Annotated in this window: 13 protein-coding genes; 12 read left to right on the forward strand and 1 reads right to left on the reverse strand. The window is 69.0% G+C overall.

The window, feature by feature from the left end; all coding sequences use genetic code 11:
• Positions 1–14: 14 nt before the first annotated feature.
• Both FHX82_RS00930 and FHX82_RS00935 read left to right on the forward strand, forming a co-directional pair.
• The gene (locus FHX82_RS00930; RefSeq protein WP_145932413.1) at positions 15–2,417 is read left to right on the forward strand and encodes a transglycosylase domain-containing protein; all 2,403 of its coding nucleotides are present in this window, start codon (positions 15–17) and stop codon (positions 2,415–2,417) included.
• 678 nt (positions 2,418–3,095) lie between these two features.
• Positions 3,096–4,619 (forward strand): glycosyltransferase family 87 protein, encoded by a 1,524-nt coding sequence (locus FHX82_RS00935; RefSeq protein ID WP_229880763.1) that lies wholly within the window; start codon positions 3,096–3,098, stop codon positions 4,617–4,619.
• Here the strand turns inward: FHX82_RS00935 and FHX82_RS00940 are convergent.
• Complete coding sequence (locus FHX82_RS00940; protein ID WP_145932411.1) at positions 4,612–5,385, reverse strand: deoxyribonuclease IV; 774 nt, start codon at positions 5,383–5,385, stop codon at positions 4,612–4,614. The genes FHX82_RS00935 and FHX82_RS00940 overlap by 8 nt on opposite strands.
• A 104-nt stretch (positions 5,386–5,489) precedes the next feature.
• Between FHX82_RS00940 and FHX82_RS00945 the strand changes: the two genes are divergently transcribed.
• From FHX82_RS00945 to FHX82_RS37585, 10 genes are all read left to right on the forward strand, one after another.
• Complete coding sequence (locus tag FHX82_RS00945; RefSeq protein WP_145932410.1) at positions 5,490–6,230, forward strand: hypothetical protein; 741 nt, start codon at positions 5,490–5,492, stop codon at positions 6,228–6,230.
• An 83-nt stretch (positions 6,231–6,313) separates the two neighbouring features.
• On the forward strand, positions 6,314–7,192 hold the full coding sequence (locus tag FHX82_RS00950) for a hypothetical protein (RefSeq protein ID WP_145932409.1): 879 nt from the start codon (positions 6,314–6,316) through the stop codon (positions 7,190–7,192).
• Between the two features lie 73 nt (positions 7,193–7,265).
• Positions 7,266–8,144, forward strand: a complete 879-nt coding sequence (locus FHX82_RS00955) for a hypothetical protein (RefSeq protein ID WP_145932519.1) — start codon at positions 7,266–7,268, stop codon at positions 8,142–8,144.
• A 79-nt stretch (positions 8,145–8,223) separates the two neighbouring features.
• Positions 8,224–8,547 carry a 30S ribosomal protein S6 gene (rpsF, locus tag FHX82_RS00960; RefSeq protein ID WP_145932408.1) on the forward strand — a complete coding sequence of 108 codons (324 nt, stop codon included), beginning with the start codon at positions 8,224–8,226 and terminating at the stop codon, positions 8,545–8,547.
• Between the two features lie 7 nt (positions 8,548–8,554).
• Positions 8,555–9,040 carry a single-stranded DNA-binding protein gene (locus FHX82_RS00965; protein ID WP_145932407.1) on the forward strand — a complete coding sequence of 162 codons (486 nt, stop codon included), beginning with the start codon at positions 8,555–8,557 and terminating at the stop codon, positions 9,038–9,040.
• Positions 9,041–9,076: 36 nt separating this feature from the next.
• Entirely contained in the window at positions 9,077–9,325 is a 249-nt protein-coding gene (gene rpsR, locus FHX82_RS00970; protein WP_027941586.1) for a 30S ribosomal protein S18, read from the forward strand.
• A gap of 13 nt (positions 9,326–9,338) precedes the next feature.
• Positions 9,339–9,797, forward strand: a complete 459-nt coding sequence (gene rplI / locus FHX82_RS00975; protein ID WP_145932406.1) for a 50S ribosomal protein L9 — start codon at positions 9,339–9,341, stop codon at positions 9,795–9,797.
• 152 nt (positions 9,798–9,949) lie between these two features.
• Positions 9,950–10,360, forward strand: a complete 411-nt coding sequence (locus FHX82_RS00980; RefSeq protein WP_145932405.1) for a hypothetical protein — start codon at positions 9,950–9,952, stop codon at positions 10,358–10,360.
• On the forward strand, positions 10,357–10,971 hold the full coding sequence (locus tag FHX82_RS00985) for a DUF3558 domain-containing protein (RefSeq protein ID WP_145932404.1): 615 nt from the start codon (positions 10,357–10,359) through the stop codon (positions 10,969–10,971). Before FHX82_RS00980 ends, FHX82_RS00985 begins: the two co-directional genes overlap by 4 nt.
• Before the next feature lie 6 nt (positions 10,972–10,977).
• Positions 10,978–12,339 carry a hypothetical protein gene (locus tag FHX82_RS37585; protein ID WP_145932403.1) on the forward strand — a complete coding sequence of 454 codons (1,362 nt, stop codon included), beginning with the start codon at positions 10,978–10,980 and terminating at the stop codon, positions 12,337–12,339.
• Position 12,340 lies beyond the last annotated feature (1 nt).

Below are 12,340 nucleotides of genomic sequence, written 5' to 3' on the forward strand. Positions count from 1 at the left end.
CCGGTGGCCGTCCGGTGCCGCCCCGCCGGCCAGGACCGCCGCCTCCTGGTCCGCAGAACCGCGGGGACCACCGCCCGCCGCCTCCGTCCGGCCCGCCGAACCGCGAGCCCGGGCTGCTCACGCACAGCCCGCTCGGCGGTCCCGGCCCCGTCGACGACTACCCGGACGACGACTACGACGACGAGCAGCAGGACAGGTTCGCCGAGTTCGGTCCCGAGGACGAGCCGGGCGAGGACGAAGGCGACAAGAAGGGCAAGGCCGCGCTGACGCCGCGCCAGCGGAAGAAACGCCGGTGGAAGATCGTCCGGCGCACGCTGTACGCCCTGTTCGGCCTGTTCGTGATCGTGCCCGCCGTCGCGTTCACGATCTCGTACTTCCTCGTCGACGTGCCCACGCCCGAGGAGGTGCTGGCGCAGCAGAGCCAGGTGGTCACGTACTACTACGCGGACAACTCGGTGATGGGCAAGGAGGTCCCCGACACCGGGAACCGCGAGATCCTCAAGCCCGGACAGATCCCCGACACGGTCAAGCACGCGGTGTACGCGGCCGAGGACGCGACGTTCGAGACCAACAACGGCTTCGACGTCCTCGGTATCGCGCGGGCGGTCTACAACAACCTCACCGGCGGCCAGGGTGGTGGTTCGACCATCTCCCAGCAGTACATCAAGAAGGCCACGGAGAACGAGGCGCCGACGCTGTCCCGCAAGGCCACGGAGCTGGTCAAGTCGTTCAAGATGAACCAGACCCAGCCCAAGGAAGACATCATCACGGCGTACCTGAACATCGTCTACTTCGGACGCAACGCCTACGGCATCCAGGCGGCTTCGCACGCGTACTTCAACAAGGACGCCTCGCAGCTGACCCCGTCCGAGGCGGCGTTGCTGGCCGGGCTCATCCAGGGCCCGAGCAAGTCGGAGAACACCGAGTACGTCCAGTGGCGCTGGAACTACGTCATGGACAACATGGTCAAGTACAACTGGCTGCCCGCGGCCGAACGCCAGGCGGCGCAGTTCCCGACGCCGCTGCCGAAGGACCAGACCAAGCCGCAGGCGATCAAGGGGCCGGAGTCCTTCATCCAGAACCAGGTTGAGGACGAACTGGACGCCGCGGGCTACTCGAAGGAAAAGCTCCAGTCGGGCGGCTACAACATCTACACCACGATCGACCCATCGGCGCAGAAGCTGATGGAGCAAACCGTCGACGAGGTGATGAAGGGGCAACCTCAAGAGTTGCGTGACGCAATGGTCGCGGTCTCGCCGAAAGACGGCAGCGTCGTGGCTTACTACGGGGGCCCGAACACACCGGGCGTGAACGAGCGTGACTGGGCAGACACGGCCCGCAACCCCGGATCTTCCTTCAAGCCGTTCGACCTCGTCGCGTTGCTGCAGACAGGGAAAGGCCTCGGGACGACCTACGACGGGACCTCACCACAGCAATTCGGCGAGAACGCCGACGGCACACCCCGAATCGTCACCAACGCGGGCGCTTCCAACAGTTGTTCAAGCGAATGCACCGTGGCCGAAGCCATGAAGATCTCCGCCAACACAGTGTTCTACGGCATGGTGTATAACGACGGCACGCCGCAGCACAAGGGACTCGGCTACGGTCCGGTCGTGAAGGCAGCCGAAGCGGCCGGCATCTCGACGGTGAAGAACGTTCAGGACGTCAATATCTCCATCGGTGGTGGCACGACCCAAGCCACTCCGCTGGAAATGGCGAGCGCCTATGCGACCTTCGCCGGTGACGGCGTACGTCACGACGAGCACTTCGTCCAGAAGATCACGACCCCGGGCGGGGACGTCGTCTACCAGGCACCGACCGAGAACACGCCGGCATTCGCCTCCTCCGCCGACAAGTCCAAGCAGATCAGCGGCAACGTCACCATGGCGTTGAAGCCGGTCATCGGGTTCACCAAGCTCGAATGCCCGACGGGCCACGAATGCGCGGGCAAGACCGGCACCCAGCAGTACAAGGACACCGGCATGAACAGCGACGTGTGGATGGTCGGTTACACGCCATCGATCGCCGTCTCGTCCTGGGTGGGCACGGCGACACCAGGACCGATCAAGGACAAGAACAACAAGCCGATCTCCAGTAGCGGTCTACCGGCGCAGCTGTGGCAGAAGTTCATGGACGACTACCTCAAGGACAAGCCGGCGGAGAAGTTCTCGACAGTGGATCCGATCGGCAAAACTGCGACGGCGACAGACACGCCGTCCACGAAGCCGACGCCCACCTCGTCGGCGCGGCCGACGACGTCGTCGCCGACGACGACATCCACTCCACCCCCGGTGACCAGCACTACGGAGTCCCCGACCTCCAGTGTGTCGAGGCCGAGCGGCCTGCCCACGGGCATCTCGTGGCCGAACCGGAACAACTTCGGGACGGGTGACTCGACGACGAACCCGGATGGCTGATGGATCGGGGTGTCGTCACGGAAGGCCTCTGTGACGACACCCCGATCTCGTCCTGCGTCAGAACCAGTCCTGGTAGATGTCGTTGATGTTGCACCCGACCATGCGCAGTTCACCCCAGGAACTTTCCTGCATGCAGTTCATAGGTGTCGGAGATGTCTCCAGTCCTCGACTGACAGCGCCGCGACCGGATCGACCAATCCGAAGCCGTACTGTGGGTCCCGGCCAGGGAGCCCCAAGTCGACAGCAGACTGAACAAGCCTGGCCGCCACTTCGTCCGCCGAAAGATTCGGAGATGGGGCGGGACCAGCGCCACCACGCCTGACACGATTGCCGCGGCCTGCCTGGTTCCGGATGTCGGGGCTGACTCTCCCCATCGGGAAGTCGTGATCTCAACGCCGGGGGCGGCCAAAGTCACTTCCGGTCCCTCGACACTGATCTCCGGTCTGAATCGCCCCGCGCGATCCACCGCCGAGACCGACCATGCGCGGTCGATGTCGAGCTGTCCGATCCAGTACGCGTCTCCGGCATCAGCGATCAAACCGCACAAACACCCAGCCAGCTCTCGCGACACCGGACATTTCGGACAGGACCGGTTCGGGGGCATGCCAGGGCTGCTCCTTTCGTGCAATGAGGCCGCTCTCACTGTGGCGCGACCCCACTGCCCGTAACATCGCGCGCGTGTCCAGCCCGACCGAACCCGTGCCTGCGTCGCTGAATCCCGAGGAGCGGATAGCGCCCAGCCGCACCGAGCCGCTCGTCGCCGCGGCCAGCAGACCGCTCGGCGGGCCGCTGGGGGAGCACGCGGCGGTGGGGCGGCACTGGTTCTGGTCGCCGCAGCGCGTCGGGCTCGCGATGGCGACGCTGGCGCTGCTGCTGTGCTGGTTCGGCAAGGCCAGCTGCATCCAGCAGTACACCGACGACAACGGGCAGAACCAGCTCGACTGGCGAGCCGGCCGCCCGTACGTCGCGATGTGCTACTCCGACATCGTGCCGCTCTACAGCGCCGAGCGGCTCGACCAGGCGGGCACGTTCCCGTACCGCACGAGCTGGACCGACAACGCGGGCACGCCGAACGCCACCACCCGGTACATGGAGTACCCGGTGCTCACCGGGCTGTTCCAGTGGGTCAACGCGAAGCTCACCGCGGGCTGGCTCGCCGTGCACGACGTGGGCTGGCTCCCCGGCGCGCTACCGGTCGCGGTGTACTTCGACATCACCGCCTTCTGGCTCGCGGTGGGGTGGCTCGTCACGGTGTGGGCGGTGGGCCGCACGGCGGGACGCAGACCGTGGGACGCGACGCTCGCCGCGCTCTCCCCGCTGGTGTTGGTGCACGCCTTCACCAACTTCGACACGGTCGCCACCGGGTTCGCCGCCGCCGGACTGCTCGCGTGGGCCCGCCGCAAACCGGTGCTCGCCGGCGTGCTGCTCGGCCTCGGCGCCGCGGCCAAGCTGTACCCGTTGTTGCTGCTCGGGCCGCTGCTGGTGCTGTGCATCCGCGCGGGCCGCGTGCGGCAGTGGGCGCAGACGGCGGGCGCGACGGTGGCCGTGTGGCTCGCGATCAACCTGCCGGTGGCGCTGACGCTCAACGCGGGCTGGCGGGAGTTCTTCCGGCTCAACGGCCAGCGCGGGATGGACCCTGACTCCCTCTACAACGTCATCTCGTACTTCACCGGCTGGACCGGGTTCGACGGGCTGCTGCAGCCGGGGCAGACGCCGACGTGGCTCAACATCGTGAGCGGCGGGCTGTTCCTGCTCTGCTGCGCCGGGGTCGCCTACGTCGGGCTGACCGCGCCGGTGCGTCCGCGGCTCGCGCAGCTGTGCTTCCTCGTCGTCGCCGCGTTCCTGCTGACCAGCAAGGTGTGGAGCCCGCAGTACTCGCTGTGGCTGGTGCCGCTGGCGGTGCTGGCGATCCCGCGCTGGCGGCTGCTGCTGAGCTGGATGCTCATCGACGCGCTGGTCTGGGTGCCGCGGATGTTCTACTACCTCGGCGTGGACCACAAGGGCCTGCCGGAGGACTGGTTCCTCGGTTTCGTCGTGGTCCGGGACGTCGCCGTGGCCGGGCTGTGCCTGCTGGTGCTGCGCGAGATCTACCGCCCGGCGCTGGACAAGGTCCGCCTGGTGGGCGACGACGACCCGGCGGGCGGCGTGCTCGACAGGGCGCCGGACGTGGTGGGGCTGGGCTCCCGGGTCGCGGTCAGCTGAGCGCTTCGCGCAGGTAGGCGATGTCGTCGGCCTGGCCGTCGGACGGGGTTTCGACCACCACCGGCGCCCGGGCCTCCTTCGCCACCGCCGCCAGTTGCTCCGGGTCGATCGTGCCGCCGCCGTGCACGACGTTCGCGTGCCGGTCGCGGGTCGAGCCGAACTCGTCGCGCGAGTTGTTCAGGTGCACCAGGTCGATCCGGCCGGTGATCGACCTGATCTTCGCCACCAGTCCGTCCAGTTCCCAGCCCGCGGCGAACGCGTGGCAGGTGTCGAGGCAGAACCCGGCGCCGTGCTCGCCGACCACGTCCCACAGCCGCGCCAGCATGTCGAGGTGGCGGGCCATCGCCCCGTCCCCGCCCGCGGTGTTCTCGATCAGGATCGGCACACCGAACCCGCCGTCCTCCGCCTGCCGCTCGAACAGCTTTCCCCAGTTGAGCAGGCCCTGCTGCGGGTCCTCGTCCTTGCGGACGTGCCCGCCGTGCACGATGAGCCCCTTCGCGCCGATCTCGGCCGCCGCCGCGGCGTGCTGCGCGACCGCCTTGCGTGACGGGATGCGGATGCGGTTGTTCAGCGAGGCCACGTTCACCACGTAGGGCGAGTGGATGAAAACGGAGACCCCGGCCGCCTCGATGTCAGCCGCGCTGGGCGCGGGCACCGGCTTCTTCCAGCCCTGCGGGTCGGCCAGGAAGAACTGCACGACCTCGGCGTTCCGCTCGCGTGCGGCGGACAGCGGGTCGTCATCGCGGACGTGGGCACCGATCTGCATGGCGCCACGCTACCGCGCTCCCGCCCGCGTCCCCGTTACTGCAGATGCAGTAGCGTGACTGCATTGCGTACGCGAGCCGACACGCCGTGGAAACAGGGGGAAAGATGCACAAGATCGTGAAGCGGAGCCTCGCGCTGGGCTTCTTCCTCGCCGTTTCCGGGGGTTTCGCCCTGCCCGCCGCGGCCGATCCGACGCTGTCCGGCGACTGCGCCGCGACGCTCGGCGAGCCCGGGCAGCCGCTGGCGCTCGACGCGGGCCCGCTCACCGTCGGCACCGGCCCAACCATCCCGGAACCGCTCGTCACGGTGGACGTCGCCGATTCCGCGAAGGCGTTGCACGTCAGCGAAGTTCCCGGCAGCGGCGCGGTCCGGGTGTTGTGCGCGGACGCGCAGGGCGCGGTGAACACGCTGCTCAGCGACGACGACACGACGGCAACCCCGGCGCCTTCCACCCCGCCCGTGACCGTTCCGCAGCCGGTTCCGGCTCCCGCGCCCACTCCTTCGGCTGAGACTCCGGTGGAGCCCGGCCTGAGCAGCGTGGAGTTCACGTCGTTCCCGGTCGAGGCCCTGTCACCGCTGACGGTGGGCGACCTGCCCGACCTCTCCGACCTCTCCGACCTGCTCCCGCCGCTCGCCGTCGTCGCGCCGGACGCCCCGGGCCTGCCGCAGGACGTTCCGCCGACGGGCACCAGCCCCAGCATCGTCACCCAGAACTCCGGCAGCGCACAGGCACTGCCCGCCAGTTCGGTTGCGCCCGCGAAGGGCCCGCTGCTGCTCGCCGCGGTCGCGCTCGCGCTGGCCGGAGCGGGGCTCGCGCACACCTGGCTGCGTCGCCGGTTGGGCTGACGAAATCCGGCCATCCTGCACGCGTCACTCCGCTGGGTTACGTTCGTTATCTCAGTGAGTGATGCCGCCACTGGAGGCTTCGAATGCAGGGTCGAACGCGAAAGGTCGCGGCGGTCGGAGCGACCGCCTTCGTACTGGCCGGCTCCGCGGTGCTGGCCACGCCCGGCACCGCGAGTGCGGCGGAGACCGTCACCGCCAAGTGCGGGGACACGGTCACGGTGCACCCCGGGGACAAGATCCAGAGCCCGCTCGGCCTCCAGACCGTCACCGACGGGCTGACGTCGATCGTCGGCGGCCTGCTGTCGGGGCTGTGCAAGATCACGGTGAACGTCGTGGACACCGTGGTCGCGCCGGTGCCCGTCGTCGGCGCGCCGGCCGCCGGAGCGCTCGACAACACGGTGGCCGGAGTGACGAACGGTGTCACGTCCGGCGTGCAGGGCGCGGCGGGAGCCCTGCCCGGCGGGAACAAGCAGGGCCAGCCGGCGCCGCAGAACCCGCCGGCCAACGGAGGCGCCCCGCAGTCCGGCCCGTCGGGCGGCAACACCGGCGCGCCCAGCGGCAACCTGGGCAACCTCATCCCCGGTTCGAGCAGCCCGGTGCTGTCCGGCGGCGACGCGGCGATGTTCGACCTCCTGCCGTTCGGTTCCTCGGGATACGCGCCGATGCGCGACTACAGCGACATCCCCTACGCGCTCGCCGGGCTGTTCGCGCCTTCGCCGGGCGTGCGGTACGGCGGGCAGATCCCCGGTTACGCCCCGGAGGTCGGCGCGCTGGGCGACGGTTCGGGCCAGCAGGGCCGCGCGGTGCAGAACGCGGGCGAGGCGCAGGCACTGCCGGGTGACGGGCACAGCAGCCTGCCCGGTGACGTCGGTCTCCCGATGCTGATCGCGGTGCTGGCCCTGTCGGGCGTCAGCGCCGCGCTGGTACGTACCTGGGTTCTGCGCGGGACTGCTACTAGCTAGTATCTTCGGGGTCTGCTCCTCGTTGTCCCCTCACGGACGACGACCGCGATCTTGGAGGACAGCACCCGTGCGCATGCCAACGCGGACCGACCTGACCAGGACGACGCGACGGGTACTCACGGCCGGCGCGCTCGCGGCCGTCTTCGGTGGCCTCGCGTTCCAGGGCACGGCGTCGGCCAGCACCGTCCTCGCGCAGGGCTGCACCGGCAGCGTCGTGGGCAACATCGGCGACCAGGTGGCCGTGCAGGGCAAGGACCTCGCCGACCTGGTCAAGACCGGGGCGAAGGAGCAGGAGATCTTCCTGCACCTCAACGGCGTCGACCCGGACGGGCTCGCCGACACGATCACCAAGGCGGGTGCGCTGCCCGTCGGTTCGGTGCCCAACGCGGCCAACGGCACCATCACGGGGCAGAACGTCGCGGCCGTCGTGAGCCAGGCGCTGCAGAACAACAGCGGGCTCGGCGTCACCCCGGACCAGAAGCAGAAGACGCTCACCTCGATCACCAACAAGGTGGCGGGCAACTGCGGCATGACGACGTACGCGGGCAACTACTCCACCGCCACAGCCCTGCCCTCGGCGGGCACCGGCGGAACGACGGGTGCGCCGGGCACCACCGCGCCGGGCACGACGCTGCCGGGCACCGGCACCGCGACCGCCCCGATGCGCGACTACGGCAACATCCCGGCGGCCGTGCCGGGTGTCGGCATCGCCGTCTCACCCGGAACGCGCTACCCGTCCTCCGCGCCGGTCGCCGGCCTGCCGACGCCGGAACTGCTCGGCGGCAGCGCCAGCGGCGGGCAGAATGACGTGCGCAACACGGGGAACGCCGACGCGCTGGCCTCCGACACGTCGTCGAACACCGTGCAACTGCCCATGCTCCTCGCGGTCGTCGCGCTGGCCGGCGTGAGCGCCGCGCTGGTCCGGACCTGGGTGCTGCGAAAAGTGTCGTAGCGGCCCGTTAGGCTGGTACCCGACAAACCCTCCTGCCACGGACAGTCCGTGGCCGCGAGCCCACAGGAGGTGAGTGGTTGTGTCACGCCATTACGAGGTAATGGTCATCCTCGATCCCACGCTCGACGAGCGCACGGTCGCCCCGACGCTGGACACGTTCCTCAACGTGATCCGCCAGTCCGGCGGCAGTGTCGAGAAGGTCGACGTGTGGGGCCGGCGGCGCCTGTCCTACGAGATCAAGAAGCACGCCGAGGGCATCTACGCCCTGCTCGACGTGAACTCCGAGCCCGACGCGGTCAAGGAGCTCGACCGGCAGCTGTCGCTGCAGGAGAACATCCTCCGCACCAAGGTCGTGCGCAAGGTCGCTCCGCGCAAGGCCGCCAAGGTCGCGGCGAAGGCCTGAGGCGACCATGGCCGGAGACACCGTCATCACCGTGGTCGGCAACCTCACCGCCGACCCGGAACTGCGCTTCACCCCGTCCGGTGCGGCGGTCGCGAACTTCACCGTCGCGTCCACCCCGCGCACCTTCGACCGCGCCAGCGGTGAGTGGAAGGACGGCGAGGCGCTGTTCCTGCGCTGCAACATCTGGCGCCAGGCCGCGGAGAACGTGGCCGAGAGCCTGACCCGCGGCGCGCGCGTCGTGGTGCAGGGTCGGCTCAAGCAGCGGTCGTTCGAGACCAAAGAAGGCGAGAAGCGCACGGTCGTCGAGCTCGAGGTCGAGGAGATCGGCCCGTCGCTGCGCTACGCCACCGCCAAGGTCAACAAGGTCAGCCGGGGTACCGGCGGCGGCGGTGGTGGCGGCGGTTACGGCGGCGGCGCGCCCGCCGACGACCCGTGGGGTTCGGCCCCGCCTGCCGGGGGCGGCGGCGGTTTCGCGGACGAGCCCCCCTTCTAACCAACCACTCTTTTCGGAATTACCAGGAGCAGCACCGTGGCCAAGCCACCCATTCGCAAGCCCAAGAAGAAGGTCTGTGTGTTCTGCAAGGCGGAGCAGAAGGGCCGTCCGGAACTCATCGACTACAAGGACACCAACCTGCTGCGGAAGTACATCTCCGACCGCGGCAAGATCCGTGCCCGCCGGGTGACCGGCAACTGCAGCCAGCACCAGCGTGACATCGCCATCGCGGTCAAGAACTCCCGTGAGATGGCGCTGCTGCCCTACACCTCGACCGCGCGCTAAGGGAGGCACGTCAATGGCGAAGATCATTCTGACCACCGACGTGGCCAACCTCGGCGGCCCCGGCGACATCGTCGAGGTCAAGGACGGGTACGCGCGCAACTACCTGCTCCCGCGGGGCTACGCCATCGTGGCCACCAAGGGTGCGGAGAAGAACGTGCAGACCATCCGGCGCACGCAGGAGTCGCGCCGGATCCGCGACCTCGACCACGCCAAGGAGGTCAAGAACCAGCTGGAGCAGCTGGGGACGGTCCCGCTGAAGGCGAAGGCGGCCGAGGGCTCGAAGAAGCTGTTCGGCTCGGTCACCACGGGCGACATCGCCGCGGCGATCAAGGCCGCCGGTGGCCCGCTGCTGGACAAGCGCATCCTCGAGACCGACGGCCACATCAAGACCGTCGGCAAGCACCAGGTGAGCGCCCGCCTGCACCCGCAGGTCCAGGCGTCGGTGCGGGTCGAGATCACGGCCGGGGAGTAACTCCCGCTGGTTTGCCAGGCCCCGAAAAGCCCTCTTCCGGTTGCGGAAGGGGGCTTTTCCCTTTCGACCACGGGAACCGGACCGGCTGCGCTAGCATCCAACACACTGATCTCGCGCGGTGGGGACGCGAGACGGAGAGAAGGGGACGGCCGATGACTCAACCGACGTCGGCGAACACGCCGGTGGACACACTGACCTCCGTCCCCCCACCGGCCCCCATCCAGGTGGGCAGCAACGGCACCCCCGGCGGGTATCGCTTCGACCCGGACCAGGTGCAGTCGGTGATCCAGAAGTGGCAAACGCTGCTGGACGGCGTTGAGAGCGACATCTACCAGGCCGAGTTCATCGCGAACGTACGAGCGCCCGGCGCCGAGCCCGCCAGTAAGACCTTCATCGCGCAAGGCGCAGGGCCGTCTGGCTCTACCCTGCTCGAACAGCACAAACGCATGCGGACCTACATCCAGAACTACATAGCCGCACTCCAGCAGGCAAGCGGGAAGATCGCGCAGTCCGACGACGACGCACGGCAGGCCGCCGCGAAACAAGGACAGGGAATCGTATGAGCAAGACCCGGGCCTTCCAGCTCGGTGCGGCCGTGCTCGCGGCCGCCGCTGTGCTGTCCGCCTGCTCCGGAGGTGGTGGTGGAGGCAGTGTGATCCCCACCCTCAACCCGACCTCTGGCTCGGCCGCCACGAGCAGCTCCGCAGCGCAGCTCGCGCCTTCGGTGCCCAACCCGCTGCCGACAGACGCGCTGGTGGCGGATCCGTGCAGTGCGCTTTCCGCCAGCCAGGTCACTCAGATCGGCCTGACCGGCTCCGGTGACGTCACTCAGAACGACGCGGGTTCGAGTTGTACATGGAAGTCGGCCACCTCGTCGCTGAACTCGGTCTTCGTCGCGCCCCTGAAGGCCAACAAGAACGGGCTCGGCGACATCTACGCGAACAAGGCGAAGGACCAGTATTTCGAGCCGACGACCATCAGCGGCTATCCCGCTGTCTACGCCGGTATCTCGGACACGCGCTCCGATGGTGACTGCTCGCTGTGGGTCGGGGTGACCGATGAACTCGCGGTCAACGTGCAGACCCAGATCGGCAGTGGCCCCAACAAGTCCAATCCCTGTCCGGTCACCGAGCGGGTCGCCACCGCGATGATCCAGCACCTGCAGAGCTCCTAGGAGGGGATGAGCAGCATGGGTAACGGCGCGTTGATCGGGCAGACCGTCGGCAACGTGGTCATGCCCGGGGCGGGCGGGATCCTCGGCACGATGGCCGGTGGGCTCTACGACCTCTTCTCCGGGCCGGAGGCTCAGCATCAGCAGTCGAACGTCGGCGGGCAGACCATCGACGCGCGGCAGATCTGGGAGCAGATCCACCCCGGCAGCTCCGACTCGCTGCACGAGGGCGCCGGTGCGGCGGGCACTCTGCAGTCGGTGCACGACCAGCGCTCCCAGCTCATCGACGAGATCAACAAGGCGATGGACGCCGCCTGGCAGGGGGATGCCTCGCAGCAGGTGCAGGCCGGTGCGCACCCGCTCGGCATCTGGCTGCGCGACTCCGCCAGCAACCTCACCAAGAGCCAGGGCTACCTGACCTCCCAGGCCGACGCCTTCGACACCGTCCACGCGAAGGTCGAGGAGATCGCCGCCGATCCGCCGCACTCCGGGTTCCTCGACGACATCAACCCGTGGAGCGACAAAGACGACGAGATCCGCAAGTACAACGAGCAGGGTCAGACGAACGTCAACGCCTTCAACGCCTACTACCAGGCCAGCGCCCAGAACGCGGCTGGCATGCCGCAGTTCAGTGCCTGGCAGGGCAACAACTTCTCCGACGGCACCGGAACCGGCAACACGGGCAACACCCCCGGCACCGGTCACACCGGCAACGTCCCCGGCACGGGCAACGTCCCCGGCGGCTTCCAGCCGTCCAACGTCGGCAGCATCACCGGTGGCAACGTCGGCAGCATCCCCGGCAGCTCGAACACGAACCTCCCCGTGGGATCCAACTCGCAGACCGGTACCGGCAACACCGGCATCGGAACGACCACCGGCTACCAGCCCAACGTACCCGGCTACAAGTCGCCCACCTGGGACGACAGCACCACCGCCGCGGGCTATGCGCCCAGCACCTCCGGTACCGACTTCACCAGCGGTTTCGGCCCGACCGGCTCCGGCTACAGCCCCGGCAGCGCTTCCGGCGGCTTCGGCGCGGGCGGCAGCGGCAGCGGGGGCGGAATCGGCTCGATCGGCGCCGCGGGCTTCGGCCCCGCCGGGTCGGGTTCGCTAGGCGCGGGTTCGAGCACGGGTGCCGGGGCCGGCGGCAGTGCCGGTGGCGCCGCGGCCGGTCGTGGCCTGGCCGGTGCCGGGGCGGCGGGTGCCTCCGGGCGGGCCGGTTCCTCCGGCATGGGCGGCATGGGTGCGCACGGCGGTCGCGGCAAGGGCTCCGACGACGAGGAGCACCAGACCAAGTACCTGGTCAGCGAGGACCCCAACGAGCTGTTCGGCACCGACGAGCTGACCGCGCCACCCGTGATCGGCGAGTGAA

Origin of the sequence: Amycolatopsis bartoniae, assembly GCF_014191255.1 — a bacterium.
Taxonomy (GTDB): Bacteria; Actinomycetota; Actinomycetes; order Mycobacteriales; family Pseudonocardiaceae; genus Amycolatopsis_E; species Amycolatopsis_E bartoniae.

Excerpts from the sequence above, each read along its gene's own strand:
- FHX82_RS37585 (WP_145932403.1), top strand. The coding sequence starts at position 10,978 with ATGAGCAGCATGGGTAACGGCGCGTTGATCGGGCAGACCGTCGGCAAC.
- FHX82_RS00980 (WP_145932405.1), top strand. The coding sequence starts at position 9,950 with ATGACTCAACCGACGTCGGCGAACACGCCGGTGGACACACTGACCTCC.
- FHX82_RS00940 (WP_145932411.1), bottom strand. The coding sequence starts at position 5,385 with ATGCAGATCGGTGCCCACGTCCGCGATGACGACCCGCTGTCCGCCGCA.
- FHX82_RS00965 (WP_145932407.1), top strand. The coding sequence starts at position 8,555 with ATGGCCGGAGACACCGTCATCACCGTGGTCGGCAACCTCACCGCCGAC.
- FHX82_RS00985 (WP_145932404.1), top strand. The coding sequence starts at position 10,357 with ATGAGCAAGACCCGGGCCTTCCAGCTCGGTGCGGCCGTGCTCGCGGCC.
- FHX82_RS00955 (WP_145932519.1), top strand. The coding sequence starts at position 7,266 with ATGCCAACGCGGACCGACCTGACCAGGACGACGCGACGGGTACTCACG.
- rplI (WP_145932406.1), top strand. The coding sequence starts at position 9,339 with ATGGCGAAGATCATTCTGACCACCGACGTGGCCAACCTCGGCGGCCCC.
- FHX82_RS00945 (WP_145932410.1), top strand. The coding sequence starts at position 5,490 with ATGCACAAGATCGTGAAGCGGAGCCTCGCGCTGGGCTTCTTCCTCGCC.
- FHX82_RS00950 (WP_145932409.1), top strand. The coding sequence starts at position 6,314 with ATGCAGGGTCGAACGCGAAAGGTCGCGGCGGTCGGAGCGACCGCCTTC.